The organism is Runella salmonicolor, assembly GCF_024158025.1.
Taxonomy (GTDB): Bacteria; Bacteroidota; Bacteroidia; order Cytophagales; family Spirosomataceae; genus Runella; species Runella salmonicolor.
Window position 1 is genome coordinate 335,714 of sequence record NZ_JAMZEL010000005.1, and the last position, 17,271, is coordinate 352,984.

At 43.8% G+C, this 17,271-nt stretch carries 14 protein-coding genes; 10 read left to right on the forward strand and 4 right to left on the reverse strand.

Features of this window, described 5'->3' with window-relative positions:
* Nucleotides 1–8: 8 nt before the first annotated feature.
* The 6 genes from NCI00_RS14830 (at nt 9) to NCI00_RS14855 (ending at nt 7,157) form a co-directional block, all read left to right on the forward strand.
* The gene (locus NCI00_RS14830; protein WP_253528787.1) at nt 9–2,459 is read left to right on the forward strand and encodes a GumC family protein; all 2,451 of its coding nucleotides are present in this window, start codon (nt 9–11) and stop codon (nt 2,457–2,459) included.
* 300 nt (nt 2,460–2,759) lie between these two features.
* Nucleotides 2,760–3,455: a tetratricopeptide repeat protein gene (locus tag NCI00_RS14835; protein ID WP_253528788.1), complete on the forward strand. Its 696-nt coding sequence runs from the start codon at nt 2,760–2,762 to the stop codon at nt 3,453–3,455.
* Nucleotides 3,456–3,559: 104 nt separating this feature from the next.
* Complete coding sequence (locus NCI00_RS14840; RefSeq protein WP_166556457.1) at nt 3,560–4,474, forward strand: PfkB family carbohydrate kinase; 915 nt, start codon at nt 3,560–3,562, stop codon at nt 4,472–4,474.
* A gap of 67 nt (nt 4,475–4,541) precedes the next feature.
* The gene (hemB, locus tag NCI00_RS14845) at nt 4,542–5,522 is read left to right on the forward strand and encodes a porphobilinogen synthase (protein WP_166556456.1); all 981 of its coding nucleotides are present in this window, start codon (nt 4,542–4,544) and stop codon (nt 5,520–5,522) included.
* Between the two features lie 119 nt (nt 5,523–5,641).
* Nucleotides 5,642–6,595: a fasciclin domain-containing protein gene (locus tag NCI00_RS14850; protein WP_253528790.1), complete on the forward strand. Its 954-nt coding sequence runs from the start codon at nt 5,642–5,644 to the stop codon at nt 6,593–6,595.
* A 61-nt stretch (nt 6,596–6,656) separates the two neighbouring features.
* A complete protein-coding gene (locus NCI00_RS14855; RefSeq protein WP_166556454.1) occupies nt 6,657–7,157 on the forward strand; it encodes a DUF3299 domain-containing protein in 501 nt (166 codons plus the stop codon).
* Nucleotides 7,158–7,162: 5 nt separating this feature from the next.
* On the opposite strand, the gene pbpC is transcribed toward NCI00_RS14855, so the two are convergent.
* Nucleotides 7,163–9,505, reverse strand: a complete 2,343-nt coding sequence (gene pbpC / locus NCI00_RS14860; RefSeq protein ID WP_253528792.1) for a penicillin-binding protein 1C — start codon at nt 9,503–9,505, stop codon at nt 7,163–7,165.
* A gap of 20 nt (nt 9,506–9,525) precedes the next feature.
* Nucleotides 9,526–9,828, reverse strand: coding sequence for a DUF4286 family protein (locus NCI00_RS14865; protein ID WP_166556453.1), 303 nt, complete (start codon nt 9,826–9,828; stop codon nt 9,526–9,528).
* A gap of 167 nt (nt 9,829–9,995) precedes the next feature.
* On the opposite strand from NCI00_RS14865, the gene NCI00_RS14870 reads away from it, so the two are divergent.
* Nucleotides 9,996–10,700 carry an AlbA family DNA-binding domain-containing protein gene (locus tag NCI00_RS14870; RefSeq protein ID WP_253528939.1) on the forward strand — a complete coding sequence of 235 codons (705 nt, stop codon included), beginning with the start codon at nt 9,996–9,998 and terminating at the stop codon, nt 10,698–10,700.
* A gap of 225 nt (nt 10,701–10,925) precedes the next feature.
* On the opposite strand, the gene NCI00_RS14875 is transcribed toward NCI00_RS14870, so the two are convergent.
* Together NCI00_RS14875 and NCI00_RS14880 are read right to left on the reverse strand one after the other, a co-directional pair.
* Nucleotides 10,926–12,578 carry an amino acid permease gene (locus NCI00_RS14875; RefSeq protein ID WP_253528794.1) on the reverse strand — a complete coding sequence of 551 codons (1,653 nt, stop codon included), beginning with the start codon at nt 12,576–12,578 and terminating at the stop codon, nt 10,926–10,928.
* A 186-nt stretch (nt 12,579–12,764) separates the two neighbouring features.
* On the reverse strand, nt 12,765–13,397 hold the full coding sequence (locus NCI00_RS14880) for a TIGR04282 family arsenosugar biosynthesis glycosyltransferase (RefSeq protein WP_253528796.1): 633 nt from the start codon (nt 13,395–13,397) through the stop codon (nt 12,765–12,767).
* A 78-nt stretch (nt 13,398–13,475) separates the two neighbouring features.
* On the opposite strand from NCI00_RS14880, the gene NCI00_RS14885 reads away from it, so the two are divergent.
* The 3 genes from NCI00_RS14885 (at nt 13,476) to gmd (ending at nt 17,207) form a co-directional block, all read left to right on the forward strand.
* A complete protein-coding gene (locus NCI00_RS14885) occupies nt 13,476–15,428 on the forward strand; it encodes a DUF3857 domain-containing protein (protein WP_253528797.1) in 1,953 nt (650 codons plus the stop codon).
* Between the two features lie 95 nt (nt 15,429–15,523).
* A complete protein-coding gene (locus NCI00_RS14890) occupies nt 15,524–16,057 on the forward strand; it encodes an SPOR domain-containing protein (RefSeq protein ID WP_114462394.1) in 534 nt (177 codons plus the stop codon).
* A 34-nt stretch (nt 16,058–16,091) separates the two neighbouring features.
* Complete coding sequence (gene gmd / locus NCI00_RS14895; protein ID WP_166556449.1) at nt 16,092–17,207, forward strand: GDP-mannose 4,6-dehydratase; 1,116 nt, start codon at nt 16,092–16,094, stop codon at nt 17,205–17,207.
* The last annotated feature ends 64 nt before the right edge of the window (nt 17,208–17,271 follow it).

Here is a 17,271-nt window from a genome sequence, read left to right on the forward strand (position 1 = left end):
ACGCCTCTATGCAGAATGAGAATAAATCGCGGGATAGATATGTAGAAGTATCCGCAGACATTGACGTAAAACGCATCTTGCGGGTCCTTTGGAGTCGCTGGTACTGGATTTTGGGGGCTCTAACCGTCACCACCGTTAGCTGTATTATCTTTTTACAAGTAGCCAAGCCGCGCTATGTGGCCGAAGTACTTTTGAGATACAATGAAAAACAGACGGAAATAGATGAGCTAAATAAACTCATCCAACCTGACGCAAGTGTTCAGGAATACCTAACCGAAAAATACGTTATCAAATCAGAGGAGGTTATCAACGGCGCCGTAGAGCGCCTCAAATATCCTTTTACGTTTTATAGTGAGTCTACCTTCCTGACCGAAGATGTTTATCCGTTTAAGCCGTTTACGGCCGAAATCGTCTCGTATGAATCGAGTGAATATGAGTACGGCAAGTTTGAAATCCAGCCCAGTGGAATAATTACATATAAGACAGAATTAAGCGAAGAAATCAGTCGTTTTGACTTAGCCAAAGATACCTTAATTGCGGTCAAAGGCCTGTCGTTTAAAGTCAATTCAGTAGCTACTTTCACCCAAGATTACGGGTTTACTTACAATGATATTTACGCCATGCGCGAACGCATGGACGACCTGATTTACGTAGAAGAGGCTGAGCAAAACATGCCAATTCTGACGATTTCTTTTACGTACCACAATCGGAAATTCACGCAGGATTTTTTGCAAAATCTGATTGAATCCTACCAAAAATACAACCTCGAACAAAAGAAGCGCTCTTCCAATCTGACCATTGATTTTATTCGTGAACAAATCAAAATCTACTTTGATGCGCTGCGAAAATCATCTTCTGAACTGGAAAAGTACAAACAAGGCCGGTCAGTGCCCAATTTACAGGCGTCGATGTCGGACGTGATGAATCAGATTACGGGTTTCAAAACCCAAAAGAATATGCTCGAAATCCAGAAGTCATACATCAATCTTCTCGAACAAAGCCTTTCTAACCGTTTTGAACCCATCAATATTGGCAACATTGGCCTTGACAACAACAGCGACGGCGTATTGGTAAGGTTGGTGACAGAACTAAACAAACTGATTTTGGACCGCAAAGGCCTCACCATCGGCAAAAACCTGAGCGTAAACAATCCCGTTGTCAAAGCCACCGACGATGAAATTGAACACCTGCGCGAGCAAATTTTGAGTAACATCAAGCTCCAACGCCAAAAAAACGAAGGTACGCTTAAAATCATCAACGAAAATTTATCCCTGCTCGAAAGCCGCATGAATGCACTGCCTTCTGTAGAGCGCGAGTTGAGCTACCTTCAAAACGACCGCGACGTCAACGAAAAGATTTACCTTCTTCTAATCAACAAAGAAATCGAAACCTCCATCGTGAAGGCAGGGATGTTACCTTCCTTTACGGTATTAACCAGAACCGACTCCTACAAAGTATACCCCCGATCCGCCCGATTGCTATTATCATCTATCCTGCTTGGCTTGCTTATAGGAATGGGGTCTATCTTTTTGGCCCGCTACCTCAACGGGAAGTTTACTGAGATTCCCAAAATCGGTCAAAACAGCAATGTCAATTTACTGGGCACTATTCACCGCTACGGAGAAAAGGTCCAAAATAACGAAAAAGACCTTTTACACTTCTTAGACAATCGCTCGCTCTTTGCCGAATCGGTCAATAGCGTACGAACCAATCTAAATTTTCTCATCAATAGTGAGGATACGAAAGGAAAATTGATTGTGATTACGTCGGAAGTATCGGGCGAAGGAAAATCTTTTGTTACCATTAATCTGGCAACCTCACTGACCAAAGTAGGCAAAAAAGTATTAATTATTGTCTCGGATTTACGTCGCTCAAAACTGCATCGATTCTTCAACAACAGCAATAAAGTTGGCCTCAGCACCTTTTTGACAAAAAAAGTAGAAGATTACACAAAGGTGATTCAACACTCTGTGATTGAAGGCTTAGACTACATCCCTGCGGGGCCAGTGCCTTTTAATCCGACAGAACTCATTCAGAATGAACGCTTCGAAAATATGATTGAAGCCTGCCAAAAAGAATATGACTTTGTACTGATTGACACGGCTCCCATCGGTTTGGTTTCCGATAATATTCCGCTGCTAAGAAAAAGTGATTTGGTCATTTTTATTATTCGTTGGCTGTATTCAAATGAAGAATCGTATTTGCTCGCCGACCAAATTACGGAAGAATTTGACCTCAAATCGGTGGGCGTCATTGTCAACGATTTTTATAGAGATAATCTTTATGCTTCGCTAGCGTCTGCTTCTTATTATGCTTCTAAGGGCTATGGGTACAGTTATAAGTACACGTATGATTACTACGGAAAAGCCAACGGCTATTACACTGATGAAGGCGAAAAAGGCAAATCGTTGCTCAAAAGAGCAGCTCAATGGATAAAAAAGCCATTCAGTCGTACCTAAATATTTATCAACCCCTATAATTTGCATTTGATTCGCCTATTTGCCACCACACAAGTAGTGCTTTACGCACCAGATATTATGCTAGAAATAAGGAAAGGGCGTAATTAGTCCATTTTAGGCACTTGCGCACGCCAAAATGGCAAGTCAACAATCAGAGACGAAATAACTTAACATCAAGCGATTAAGAAAATAATTAAAAAAATTAGTGATAAATGGATAGAATTCACGAAAAAAATAAATAGTTCTTTTTGACTTCCAACAGTTTTCCTAATTTTGCAGTCCAATTTGAAATCAATGGTAATGAGCAACAAAGACACAGATTCTGGTTTAGAGTTCTTGGAGAGCCCGGAAGGCTTAGCGGGGGAGTTAACCAAGTTCGAGAAAAACCTCGAAAAAAACCGTAATATCTTTTTTATTGTAGGTGGCGTAATAGTAGCAGCTTTGGCAGGATGGTTAGGCTATCACTGGTATGTGAACAGCCAAGACGAGCAGGCGCAGGCGGTGTTATTCAATCCTGTATTTGCCATCGAATCTGATTCTCTCAATAAAGCCCTCAAAGGTAGCGGCGGGAACCCTGGCTTGCTGGCTATCGCTGATGAGTACAGTGTTACTCCTGCGGGAAATCTGGCCAACTTTTATGCGGGGACTGCTCTTCTGAAACAAGGTAAATTTGACGAAGCCATTGAGCGTCTAAAATCGTTTAGTTCTTCTGATTTGCTGGTACAGGCTCGCGCTTACTCGCTCATCGGCGATGCTTACATGGAAAAAAACAATGCAGAAGAAGCTATCAGCTATTATCAAAAAGCCGTTGATTATAAGCCGAATGCCTATTTTACACCTATGTACATGGTTAAATTAGGTATTGCGTACGAAAAAGCGAAGAAGAATCAGGAGGCCATCGAAGTATATGGCAATCTCATCGAAAAATATCCACAATCGTCCGAAGTTCTTAACGCGAAGAAGTTTAAGGGCTTGCTCGAAAGTGCAGCAGAATAATCATTTCATGATGAAATAAAATTGTAAGGGATAAGACTCACCAGTTTTATCCCTTTTGCTTTTTCAACACACTTTGTCCCACATTTAACACCCCAACATTTCCCATGAGTTTACTTACGGTTGGTTCCGTTGCTTTTGATGCGCTCGAAACTCCTTTTGGCAAAACGGATAAAATTATTGGCGGCGCCGCCACTTATATCACCCTTTCGGCTTCTTATTTTTCAACAAAAAACAATTTGGTCGCCGTTGTAGGAGACGATTTCCCCCAAGAAATGATTGGATTACTCCAAGAACATGGCATTGACACCGAGGGATTGCAAATCAAACAGGGCGAGAAAACGTTCTTTTGGTCGGGCAAATACCACAACGACATGAACAGCCGCGACACTGTCGAGGTACAACTCAATGTCATGGAAAAATTTGACCCCATTATCCCTGATTCTTACCAAGACTGTCAATACCTGATGCTTGGCAATACCGCCCCCGCCATTCAACAAATGGTGCTGGAACGTATTACAAAGCGCCCAAAATTGGTCATGCTTGATACCATGAATTTTTGGATGGATATTGCCATGGATGACCTCAAGTCCGTTTTGAAAATGGTAGACGTACTTACCATCAACGACGAAGAAGCCCGTATTCTTTCTGGCGACTACTCGCTGCGCCGCGCGGCCAAAACCGTCATGGCGATGGGGCCTAAAACATTGATTATCAAGAAGGGTGAACACGGTGCACTGTTATTTCAAGGCGACCAAGTGTTTTTTTGCCCTGCATTACCTTTAGAAGATGTATTTGACCCAACGGGCGCAGGCGACACATTTGCGGGTGGTTTTATCGGTTATCTTGCCAGCACCGACGACATCAGTTTTGAAAACATGAAACGTGCCATAGTGTACGGGTCGGCAATGGCCTCTTTTTGCGTTGAAAAATTTGGCTCCGAGCGAATCGTCGGACTGACTCAGGAGGAAATCACGGCTCGTGTGCAGGAATTTGTACAGTTAGCACATTTTCAGATATAAAAAAATCAGTGCTCTCAAGTCTGATGAAAATCGGGCTTGAGAAATTTCATCTTAATCGTTCGATGTTATGAATTATCCCATCATTCGCCGTCCGCGTCGCAATCGACAGTCGGAGGCCATTCGAGCCTTAGTACAGGAGACAGCCGTATCGGTCAATGACCTTATTTACCCTATGTTTATCATGGAGGGTCAGGGCATTAAGAGTGAAGTCAAATCAATGCCGGGTATTTATCGATACTCCCTCGACACGTTGTTGGAAGAACTTAAAGAAGTAACGGATTTGGGTATTAAGTGCATTGATTTGTTTCCTAATTACGCAGAAGACAAAAAAGATACTTTCGCTACTGAAAGTTACCGAGAAGGCACCTTTTATCTGGACGCGCTGAAGGCAGTAAAGGATAATTTTCCAGAGTTGGCCTTGATGACCGACGTTGCGATGGACCCATACAGCAGCGACGGGCACGATGGCTTGGTTAAAAATGGAAAAATCCTTAACGACGAAACCCTCGATATTTTAGCAAAAATGGCCGTGGCGCAAGCCCGCGCCGGGGCTGATATTCTCGGCCCGAGCGATATGATGGACGGGCGCGTTGGATATATCCGTCAGGCATTGGATGCAGAAGGTTTTACCGATGTCAGCATTATGTCGTATTCGGTCAAATTTGCCAGTGCTTTTTACGGCCCTTTCCGCGATGCACTCGACTCTGCACCGCGTTTTGGCGACAAGAAAACCTATCAGATGAACCCCGCCAACGTTCGCGAAGCCCTCATCGAAGCGGCACTTGACTACGAAGAAGGTGCTGATTTTCTGATGGTTAAGCCCGCATTGGCGTATTTGGATGTTATCAAAACCTTAAATCAAAATTTTGATTTGCCCATTGCTGCCTATAACGTATCTGGTGAGTATGCTATGATTAAAGCCGCGGCCCAAAACGGGTGGTTGGACGGCAACCGCGCCATGCTCGAAACCCTGCTTTCCATTCGTAGAGCGGGAGCCAAAATTATCCTGACGTATTTTGCCAAAGAATTTGCCCTTTTGCAAGCGTAAAGTGCAACAATTTTCGGCTTTTCTAAGCGTTTAGACATGTATTAAGGTTGAAAGCTAAGGTCATTTTAACTTTTTAGCCTTAACAACGTTTATTTTACACCTAATCATTGTTTAGTGTAATGAAAAAACTCATTGGTGTTTTTTTTCTCGCAGGATTTTTAGCAGCAGGCTGTAGTCAGGATGAACCACAACCCAAAAGCATTTCAGATATCTTACTCGAACAAGACGACCTCAGAATGCTGCGTGCAGCCATCAGCCACGCAGGTTTGCAAGATGCCTTTAAAACTAGCACTGTAACGCTTTTTGCACCGACCGATGAGGGATTTAAAGCGGCAGGATTTGCAGATGCTTCGGCCATTACGGCCTTACCCGCCGAGCAAGTCAGGGCGTTGATTACGAACCATGTCATTACTTCCAATTACCCTTCGACAAGCATGGCGCTTGGCACGCACAATCCCGTTAGCATGATGTCAAAATCCAGACTTTATTTGACATACAACGATGGAATTGCGTACTTGAATCAGGCGCGAGCCAGCAAATTGGATTTGAATGCGACAAACGGCGTCGTTCACGTAATTAACGGTCTCATTCGGATTCCTCAACAAACCGTAGGCCAACTCCTCAAAAATACGCCGGAATTCAGCCTTTTCCGCGCGGCTCTCTTGAAAGCCGTGGCCAGCGAAACTCGTTTGAGAATATTCGCTGATTCTACTGGAGCCAACCCCATCGACCCCTCCTACACGCTATTTGTACCCACAAATCAAGCCATGGAGGCGGCTGGACTCAATTTGGCAAGAATCAATTCATCGGCGGTTTCTTCCGCGGCACTGGCCAATCTAGTATCGTATCACATTGCGTTGAGTCGGTATTTTTCACCGACACTGCCTTCTGGCAGCCTGCCAATGTTTAATGCCGTGTACGTAACCCGTATTGTAAAGTCAGCGACAGGGATAAAAATTGCGGACGAGCTAACCGCTGCCCCCGCCACCACAGCCAATGTTGTCAGAGCAGATATAACGGCTACCAATGGCGTCATTTTTGCCATTGATCATGTTTTATATACTAAACCCTAAATCGGGAACATAATTACCCTAAAAATTGTATTAAACTTGTTGCCAATCAATCAATAAACGCATGAAAAGTTTAGTCGCTGCCCTAGTCCTGTTTTCGGTTGTCCTCACAGGATTTGTAAAATCTGAACAACCATCTGAATCGGGTGATAAATTTCGCTATCGGGCACTTACTGGAAATAACCCCGTAAAAATCACCTGGGAAACCCTGCGGGATGTTACTTTCAAGAAAAAATGGTACCCTGAGGAGTCGGTTTACATGCTTTACCCAACATTTGGACCGAATGTCAATAAACTCAATGGTAAAGAAGTACTGTTGACAGGGTATATTTTGCCGATTGACGTAGAATCAAACTTATACGCTCTTTCGGCCTTTCCGTTTAGCGCGTGTTTCTTCTGCGGCGGGGCAGGTCCAGAATCAGTGGTTGGCTTGAAGTTTAAGAAAAACGGACGTAAATTCAAAACCGACGAACGGCATACCCTACGCGGCGTGATGAAACTCAATGCTGATAACATCTATGAATTAAACTATAATCTAGAAGGGGCTGAAATTGCAGAAGAGTAATACTTCTAGCGACTCAGCACTTTTATAAATACGTCCACGTTTCGGCCTTTATCGTCGCTACAGGATATTTTTACCTTACCCACAGGTGGCTTTACAAACAAAGCAGCCTGTGGGTTTGCTTTTTGAATCAATTTATCATTGATGTACCAGTAGACTTCCCGCACGTCATTGCTGGCCTGACAGGCCAACTGTAACTCCTGATTTTCGAGAAAGTATTCACTCCCATCATTCGGACTCGTAATCACGGGGGCACCTACCTCAAACACTCTGGTACATTTCGGATTATGCGGCGGAATTCGTTGAAAAGGAATATGATTTAATTCATTGTACGCAATTAATTCGGGGGCCATATTGGGGTATAATTTTCGCACGTAGCCGCTGTCGGGAAGACACTGAGTGCAGTACGAAATCTCAGCGTTTTTATCGGTCAATACCCATTTCGAATGTTGGCATCTGCGTGTTGGCGAAATGCCCATAATGGCATAATCCAAGACCTGATGCGTGCAAAATTCAGCGGGCAAATCCCCACTTTCGGCGCATACTTTTCGGCGCGTAATATCGGTGGTCGGTTTGAACCATCCCGTGGGCGAATTATAATCGATGGCGTTGAAGACATCAAACAGCAGCGGGGTGGCAATGTTGGCCCCGTTGAGTTCGGGCACGCCCACACCCGAAAAATTTCCCACCCAAACACCGACAGTATAACGACGGTTGTAGCCAATGCTCCAAGCGTCTTTTTTACCGTAAGAAGTCCCTGTTTTCCACGCAATACGCGGCAAATGGTAGGTGTTATCAAAATTGTTGGGCAAATCAGGTCGGGTAATTTGGGTTAAAATCCCGTTAATCAAATACGCCGATTCGGGAGAAACCAGCACTTCTCCTTTTGATTTTTTGGCATCTGTCGAATAATTTAAACCGTATATTTTTCCTCCATTGGCAAAACTTGTAAAAAGGCGCGTCAGTTCTTCCAACGTGACTCCGCAACCGCCCAAAATCATGGAAAGCCCCAAGTCTTTGGACTGTTTTTTCACCGTTTGAAAATCTGATTTTTTCAGATAACCAATCAAAACACTCGGAGTCAATTCCTTTAACACCTTCACGGCAGGAATATTGAGCGAATTAGCCAAAGCAAACTCAATCGTCACTTTGCCATTGAACCGGCGGTCAAAGTTTTCTGGCTCAAAACCACCAAAATTGGTCGACACATCATTGATGGCTGACTTGGGCGTAATCATTCCTTTGTCAAACGCAATGGCGTAGAGCAGGGGCTTTAGGGTACTACCCGGCGAGCGCACCGCCCTGATACCGTCCACCTGTCCCCCGTCGTACGGATTATTAAAATCAGCCGAACCTACGTAGGCTTCTACACGCATGGTCTCATTATTAACCACAATAACCGCCGCATTGTGAATATCCATACTTTGCAGTCGATTGACATAATTTCGGGTCATTTGCTCTACCTGTGCCTGTCGGGTCGGCAAAATGGTGGTTCGGATAATGGGCGTATTTTGATGTTCTTTTTTCAAACGAAATGCCAAATGAGGAGCCAACTTGGGTGCCTCACGACGATAGGCAGTCAAGGGTTCGTTGACGGCATCGTCAATGACTTGTTTATCAAACAAGGCGGCTTTTTCAAATCGACGGAGCCATTTGTTTCGTTCCTGAACAATAAAAGCATTTTTTTGGCCCAATCGCAAACTGGAAGGACGATTAGGAATGATGGTCAACGTTGTGATTTCGGCCAAGCTCAGCAACTGCGGCAGTTTCCCAAAATACAGCAATGACGCCGATTTCATGCCTTCAATATTGCCACCATACGGAATCAGATTGAGGTAGAGTTGTAGGATTTCGTCCTTGGAATAGTGCAGTTCCAGCTGTACCGCCCTGAAAAGTTCGATTGCTTTACTCAAATACGTGCGTTGGCGAGGCTCCAGCAAACGCACCACTTGCATCGTAATTGTAGAAGCCCCCGAGCTTCGTCGCCCTGTCGCTGTGTTTTTAAGGAAAGCACGTCCTAAGGCAACGGGGTTAAATCCAGGATGATAATAAAAATAACGGTCTTCTTTTTGGAGAATAGTTTGTCGAAGTACTGGCGTAATCTCCTCCAACTCCGTATACAGTCTCCATTTGTCATCATCATTCAGAAAGGCGTGCAGAATCGTCCCGTCTGAAGCAGCAATAAGCGTTGAGTAACGCGGCGAAACCTTAAAAGGAATCGCAACATCCAACAGTAAAAAAAGCAAAAAAGGGGTTATCAATAGCCAAAAACAGGAAGAACGAAGCCATTTTTTCAGTACGTTAGAAGATTTTTGGCCACCTTCTTTCATTAACTTGAATGCCTTCCCCATCGCTACTGCCCCAATTAAAATTATACTTCCTCCAGCAACGTTCGGAAAGAAACGTATCTATTCAGAAAACGTACGTGATGTTTATCCTGAAATTCTTTTGCGTGAAGTTTATCGTAGGTAAAATAATCTTCCATGGTCTGAAAATAGTACTGACACGAAAAGGTCGTTCCTTCGTTGTCTATTTCAGTCAACAGTTTTAATATCTTATTGCCCATCGGCAATCCGGTAGCCATAATTTCGGGGATATGAACGTTTTTCATCCATTGTAGCCATTCCAACTCCAGGGTCTTATCTATGTTTACAGTAACACTGTGAAGAATCATATCAATTGTTTTTTTGTTCTCTAATTAGCGCAATATTTAAAAAAATGAGCGATTATTCGTCACAACAAAAAAATAATCTTGATTTCTTTGGCGTTTCAGGAGAAACTGGTAGCTTTATCAACTGCTCAGGCAGTCTAAAGCGTCCCTCCAATTTTAAGACCTGTCCAATGGACTATAAGGCACTCAAAGAATTGGTCAGACAGGGTGAAGGCAAACGGGTAGAGTTTAAACTCAAAACCAATCACCCCGAAAAAATCGTCCGAGAAGTGGTGGCTTTTGCCAATACTGACGGCGGGCGCCTCCTCATCGGTATCGGCGATGACCGCACTATCAAAGGCCTCAAGTACGTCGATGAAGACGAGTACCTTCTGACACGGGCCATCGAAAAATACTGCTCCCCTGGCATCGAATACTCCATTGACCGCATTCCCGTCGGCGAAGAGCGCGACGTGCTGGTGTTTACGGTGTATCCCAGCAAGGGGCGCCCGCACTACGTGTTGCAAGAAGCCGAACACCCACGCGTGAATACGACCTTTATCCGCAAAAAATACGTTCCCCAAAAAAACACCAATCAGGTTCGTAAGGCCTATGTACGCGTTGCGGATAAGTCTATTCAAGCCAGTTGGGAAATGCGGGAGATTTTACGCCGTAAAAGCGACGACCGCAATGTTCAGTTCAGATACGGTGAAAAAGAGCGTAAACTCATGCAGCATTTAGACCAGCACCAAAGCGTCACGGTCGATGTATTTGCCACCATTGCAAACATTCCCCGAAATTTAGCTTCCAGAACCCTCGTATTGTTGGTTCTCGCCAATGTGTTGGAAGTGCATCCCGACGAAGTGGTCGACCGTTTTACAGTGGCAGGGTTTTAATAAACTAAAAATCCATCACCCTCAGGAAGGATGATGGATTGTATACTACCTAAACCTCTACCATTATATTTTTTTCCGGAAAGCTCCGAAATTAAAAATACTTGGTTGTACCTCTTATAACTTCGGTACGTCCAAATTTGTTCCATAAAAACAAAAAACACCTCCTTTTGTTACCAAAAACCTCTAATTATTGGTTTTTAAGGGATATTTATTTTTTGATTTTCGCTACGCTATTTTGCTTTTACGGTATCCATAGCCGAAATAAATGACTAGTCCAGCAGCCATCCATGCAAAAAATACAAACCATGAATTGACGGGAATTTCAATCATCAAGTAGCTGCAACAAAGCACTCCCAACACTGGAATCAAGGACCATTTACGCAGAAAACTAAAAACAGAAAAGGCAAAAGAGAGAAATACAAAAATCAAAAACAGGTATTCTTGATGTTGTTCATTGCCAAAATGCGAAAAACCACCAAAGATTCTTTCTCGCGTAAGAAAGGCAAATACAATCCATAAAACAGGCACAATAAATTGACCATTGATGTAAGGTAAACTAAAGGATTTTTTGACCGTACGGCTTTCTCTTGGCAGCACCAAGACTCCACCACACACCAGCACAAACGCAAACAACGTACCGATACTGGTCAAATCGGTCACCAAAGAAGCATCCATAAACAGCGCGGGAATCGCTACCAAAAAACCGGTTATAATCGTTGCAAAAGAGGGCGTACTGTATTTGGGGTGGATTTTACTGAAGGCCTTAGGCAACAGCCCGTCGCGGCTCATGCTCATCCAAATCCGCGGCTGACCAATCTGAAATACCAACAATACACTCGTAGCCGCCACAACGGCACTAACTGAAACAAAATAACCTACTTTCGGCTGACCAATCTTATCAAATACATACGCCAATGGGTCGGCTACGCCCTGAAACTCCGAATAATTGACCATGCCCGTAATAACCAACGCAATAACGATGTAAATCACGGTACAAATAATCAACGAATAAATCATTCCTCGGGGTAAATCGCGCTGCGGATTGGCGCACTCTTCCGCAGTGGTTGAAATGGCATCAAAACCGATGTAAGCAAAAAACACCGCCGATACGCCTTTCAACACGCCCCCAAATTCGTTGGGGAAGAATGGGGTCCAGTTGTCGGTATTGATAAAAAACACCCCAACTACTACCACTACCAGCAACACAAGGAGCTTTAAACCTACCATTGCGTTGGCGCTTTTCTTACTTTCTTTGATGCCGATGTAAGCCAGAATCGTAACCAAAATCACGATAACAAAAGCGGGTAAATTAAAGATCAGTCTTGTATCTCCCAACATAGGAGCGGCCGTCCAAGCCAGATTTTCGAGCGGCTTACCTGCTGCCTGTGCTGCTTCATAAAGTTTAAGGGCTGTTGTGGTGTCGGTCACCATCCAACGCGGCAAAATAATGCCAATTCCCTGTAAAATATTATCGAAATAGCTACTCCACGATATTGCGACCACGATATTGCCGATGGCATATTCTAGAATCAACGCCCAGCCGATAATCCAAGCGACCACTTCGCCAAAGGTGACGTAAGAATAGGTATAGGCACTTCCTGATACGGGTACTCGGGAGGCAAATTCGGCGTAACACAGGGCCGTAAATCCACAAGTAATGGCCGTAATCACAAATAAGAAAATAACGCCCGGCCCTCCATCATAGGCGGCAGCGCCAATCGTTGAAAAAATCCCTGCTCCGATAACCGCCGCAATTCCCATCGATACCAAATCACGAACCCCAAGGATTTTTGACATCCCGCCGCTAGCATGACTCTCGGCTTCGGCATTTTTCAGAATTTGCTCTAATGATTTTTTTCGAAAAAGGGAATTGTTCATTTGAAGTGTTGTTTAGGGTTTAGCTTGCTTTTAAAGCGGGTAAAAATAGGAATTATTACGACAAATTTCGCCAAAAACTGATTTTTCGGTGTAGAAGACACTTTTTTAACAATAAAATTAAAAGAGCTAACCGAGAAGATAAAACGGGTTTTCAGCCTACAAAAATATTCATTTGTCCAAGCTGATTCACTGGTTTTTGGCCGCTACATAGTCTTCCCACGTATCAATATCTGACAGCGTTTCTAACAAATAATACCTCGCAGAATCAGGGTTATGTGGACTTGTTTGCACTAAATCGGCAATGGTTTCTTGTAAGAGCGTGGGCTGACTCCATGATTTGTTTTCAAACAAATTTCGATGCAAGTTTTTCATTCCCAATAAGTAATATCCTCCGTCGTCGGCAGGGCCAATGACCACCTCATGGGTTTCCAATGCGGCAAATGCCTTTGATAAATGCTCAGGCCGAATGGCCAAACAATCACTTCCTACAATAACGATACGGTCAGCGGTTTTCAATTCCGTTGCAAATGCCGCTTTCATTCGGTCGCCTAAATCACTGCTTTGACATTGTAATTTTTTCTCAAAAAAAGGTTCATTCCACAGGTCATCGTGGTTGATAAAATCCCCGTAGTAAACACAAACCAGTTTTTGGGTAGACCCAACGGCCTCACTTACCCATTCCTTCATGACATTTTTGGTATGTTTAAGCAACTCGACGTATACCTCTACGGCTTTTTCATTGCCTACACTAGCCGCCACCCGCGTCTTCACTTTACCTAAAATCGGGTTTTTAACAAAAACAATAACTGAGCAAATCATTCGTTTGGGTTGGATAGTTGAAAGAAAGATAGTAAGATTGATAAAAAAATAGAACAATTGAGCAGTTCATACGCATTTATGAAACATTTCTTTTGGATAGCCCTTATCCTGATCACCGCCACATCATACGCCCAAGACGTTGCCTTTAAGAAAATCATTGCCAATCAAAAAGTTGACCCCACGCTTGCTACCCTCACCGAAGCCGAACAAAGTGAGTCGGGCGTAGTGCTCAAAAATCAACTTTTTATCGAATATACGTTTGATTCGCTGGGGCAGTTTTCCTGCATTCAGGGAATTTATAAGCGGATTCGTATCAATGACTCCAAAGCCATTGAAATGTACAACAAAATCATCCTTCCTGTTCCCAATACCAATGACCTCCTTTATCTGAAAGCCCGAAGTATCAGCAAAAACGGCACCATCAAGGAAGTCGGGCTGGAAGCCGTAAAAGAATTGGAAGAACAGGGCCGTGTATATAAAATTCTGGCCGTTGAAGGCATAGAAGCGGGCGGAGAATTGGAATACATCAGCCTGTTCAGACGTAACAGCACGCTTTTTGGTTCCGAAATCCTGCAAAGCGACATTCCCGTTCGTAGCTCTGAGTTGAAAATCATTACGCCTTCTTACCTACAATTTGAGGCCAAAGTATACAATGCACCCGCTGCCATTGGGACGGACACCTTGAATGAAAAACGAACCACCACCGTTTTGGTTAATAATCTAAAACCCATTCACGAAGAAAAATACGCCAACATAAAGGCCAATTTGGTACGAGCTGATTATAAATTATCGTACAACCTCAGCCGAGGCGAAGAACGACTGTATACGTGGCAAAGTGCCGCCGAAACGTTTTTTGATTATTTAAGAACGGGCCTCGAAGAGTCTAAAAAGGCCGTAGATGCGGTATTGGTCAAGGAAAAAATCAAAGGACTTGCGCCAGAAATTGCGATTAAGAAATTTGAAAATTACGCCAAAACCAACATTGCAGTCAAAGAAGAGGAAGATGCCGAAACGGCCTCCGCTATTTTACAAAAGCAATACGCATCCAAAGCAGGCATGATGCGCCTGTACATCACGGCCTTGGAGTCGCTCAATATTCCGTACGAGATTGTCGTAGGAACCAGTCGTGCCAGTGCGGTTTTTGACAAAGAATTTGACTCTTGGAGTTTTTTGGATGAATATTTACTCTATTTCCCCACCACAAAAAAGTTTCTTGATCCTGGCAGTCCTATTTTGCGGTACGGCATGATTGACCAATTTATGGAAGGGAACTACGCGCTCTTTATCAAAAAGAAAAAAGCGGGCACCGAAACAATTCCCGAAGGAGAAATTCGGCTCATTCCTTTTTCCACAATCGCCGACAACCACGACGACTTGGCCATGGAGGTATCTTTTTCTCCCGCTATGGATCAGGTTCAGGGGAAAGTAACTCGCCAAATGACGGGGCATCAGGCGGCACAATTGCGCCCTTACTATCATTTTGTAAAAGCCGAAGAAGAGCGCAAAAACCTGACCAATGAAATCATCAAATCGACACTCAAGCCTGATGTAACCTACTCCAACGTCCAAATCAAAAATACCAATCTCAACAGCGACGAAGTATTTAAACCGTTTATTTTATCTACCGATATGGTACTTAAAAGCGTTTTGGAGCGCGCTGGCAAAAAGTATTTATTTAAAGTAGGCGAGTTGATTGGGCCACAGGTTGAAATGTACAACGAAGGCGCCCGTCAGTTTTCGATTGATATGGGCAATGCTCACTCGTACAAACGTGTGATGAAGATTCGGATTCCAGAAGGTTATAAAGTAAGCGGCTTAGAAAGCCTAAAGCGTTCTATTACCGATGGTAAGGCCGAGCCTATCATGGGTTTTGTGTCTGATTATAAAATGGAAGGAAATTTATTGACCGTCACGATTGATGAGTACTACAAACAGGTTTTACAACCGCTTGAAACGTACGAAATTTTCCAGAAGATTATCAATGCTGCGGCCGATTTCAACAAAGTGACGCTCTTATTAGAGAAAAAATGAAAGAATCATCCAGAATCTATAACTTTGTTTTCCAATCACACCAGCGCAATTCTGGGCGATTTTGGACCTAAACATTCATTTTTCCTTCGCTTCCAATGAACTTGAAATTTTTTGTCTTACTGCTCATTTCGGGGTCTGTTTTCATGGGTTGTGCATCTTCCAAACCTGTACGCTCCACCACCGTTGATGCTTACAGCAATTACGACGAGGATTTGTCTGCAGTAAGGCCAAAATACAAAGAATCAGCCCCTGTCGAAACGGCCAAAAAACCCGAAGTAAAACGGGTTTTGTCGGACCAACCGCTGCACGTAAATCGTAAATTGGATGCCGTAGTGGACACCATCGCTTCCAAAAATCGCGCCATTCGTTTCGCTTCGGGGTATCGTATTCAAATTTACGTAGGTAATACGCGCAAAGAAGCCGACGATGCGCGCTTGTTTACCTATCAAACTTTCCCAGAATTAAACCCCTACTTGGTCTACAGTCAACCCACTTATCGCGTCAGAATCGGCGATTTTATGACGCGTTTGGAAGCAGAACGTTATCTGCAACAGGTACGCAGCCGTTACGAGAGTGCGGTCATTTTGGCTGAAAAGATTGATTTAAAGAAAAGTTTAATGGTAAAATAGCTAAGTTTGCTGTTTCGTTGTTCAATAATTCTATATGAGAAAACGCGCACTAATTACAGGGATTACGGGTCAAGATGGTGCTTATCTGGCCGAATTTTTACTACAAAAGGGATACGAAGTACACGGTATCAAGCGCCGGAGTTCTTTGTTTAATACCCAGCGGATTGACCACCTTTATGCCGACCCGCACGAAACCGACGTTCGTCTTTTTCTTCACTACGGCGACCTCTCTGATTCTACCAATATCATTCGCTTGATTCAGGAAATTCAGCCCGATGAGATTTATAACCTTGGGGCACAGTCACATGTCCGCGTCAGTTTTGAAGAACCAGAATATACCGCACAAGTGGATGGGTTGGGTACTATGCGTATTTTGGAGGCCGTTCGTTTGTTGGGTATGACGCAAAAAACGCGTATCTATCAGGCTTCTACTTCTGAGCTATATGGCTTAGTACAAGCCGTTCCACAGTCAGAAACCACCCCTTTTTACCCACGTTCTCCGTATGCCGTTGCCAAGTTGTACGGATATTGGATAACGGTCAATTACCGCGAAGCTTACAACATGTACGCCGTCAACGGGATTTTGTTCAACCACGAATCGCCTTTGCGCGGAGAGACGTTTGTGACCCGTAAAATCACCCGTGCCGTGGCGCGGATTGCCTTGGGCTTACAGGAAAAAGTATTTTTGGGCAATCTAGACGCGCAACGCGACTGGGGCCACGCCAAAGATTATGTAGAAGCCATGTGGCTGATGCTCCAGCAGGATACGCCCGAGGATTTTGTAATTGCCACTGGAGTCACAACCCGCATCCGCGATTTTGTGCGTATGGCATTTGATGAAGTAGGCATTGAACTTGAGTTTGTGGGCGAAGGCGTTGACGAAAAAGCAATTGTTTCTAAATGCAACAACCCCGATTATCAACTGCCGATTGGAAAAGAAGTGGTAGGAATTGACCCGCGTTATTTCCGTCCTACCGAAGTAGAATTGCTCATTGGCGACCCCACCAAGGCAAATACAAAATTAGGCTGGATTCCTAAATATGATTTGCCTGCTTTGGTGAAAGAAATGATTGAATCAGACTTAGATATATTCAAACGCGACCAGATTCTAGAACGCGAAGGGCACCGTCCGTTGAATTATTTTGAATAAACGGACTGGGCTTTTAGAAAACAGTTCACAGTGAGGAGAACCTCTGGCTGTGAACTGTTTTTAT

Excerpts from the sequence above, each read along its gene's own strand:
- pbpC (WP_253528792.1), bottom strand. The coding sequence starts at position 9,505 with ATGGGGAAGGCATTCAAGTTAATGAAAGAAGGTGGCCAAAAATCTTCT.
- hemB (WP_166556456.1), top strand. The coding sequence starts at position 4,542 with ATGAATTATCCCATCATTCGCCGTCCGCGTCGCAATCGACAGTCGGAG.
- gmd (WP_166556449.1), top strand. The coding sequence starts at position 16,092 with ATGAGAAAACGCGCACTAATTACAGGGATTACGGGTCAAGATGGTGCT.
- NCI00_RS14885 (WP_253528797.1), top strand. The coding sequence starts at position 13,476 with ATGAAACATTTCTTTTGGATAGCCCTTATCCTGATCACCGCCACATCA.
- NCI00_RS14850 (WP_253528790.1), top strand. The coding sequence starts at position 5,642 with ATGAAAAAACTCATTGGTGTTTTTTTTCTCGCAGGATTTTTAGCAGCA.
- NCI00_RS14865 (WP_166556453.1), bottom strand. The coding sequence starts at position 9,828 with ATGATTCTTCACAGTGTTACTGTAAACATAGATAAGACCCTGGAGTTG.
- NCI00_RS14855 (WP_166556454.1), top strand. The coding sequence starts at position 6,657 with ATGAAAAGTTTAGTCGCTGCCCTAGTCCTGTTTTCGGTTGTCCTCACA.
- NCI00_RS14880 (WP_253528796.1), bottom strand. The coding sequence starts at position 13,397 with ATGATTTGCTCAGTTATTGTTTTTGTTAAAAACCCGATTTTAGGTAAA.
- NCI00_RS14875 (WP_253528794.1), bottom strand. The coding sequence starts at position 12,578 with ATGAACAATTCCCTTTTTCGAAAAAAATCATTAGAGCAAATTCTGAAA.
- NCI00_RS14890 (WP_114462394.1), top strand. The coding sequence starts at position 15,524 with ATGAACTTGAAATTTTTTGTCTTACTGCTCATTTCGGGGTCTGTTTTC.
- NCI00_RS14840 (WP_166556457.1), top strand. The coding sequence starts at position 3,560 with ATGAGTTTACTTACGGTTGGTTCCGTTGCTTTTGATGCGCTCGAAACT.
- NCI00_RS14870 (WP_253528939.1), top strand. The coding sequence starts at position 9,996 with ATGGACTATAAGGCACTCAAAGAATTGGTCAGACAGGGTGAAGGCAAA.
- NCI00_RS14835 (WP_253528788.1), top strand. The coding sequence starts at position 2,760 with ATGAGCAACAAAGACACAGATTCTGGTTTAGAGTTCTTGGAGAGCCCG.
- NCI00_RS14830 (WP_253528787.1), top strand. The coding sequence starts at position 9 with ATGCAGAATGAGAATAAATCGCGGGATAGATATGTAGAAGTATCCGCA.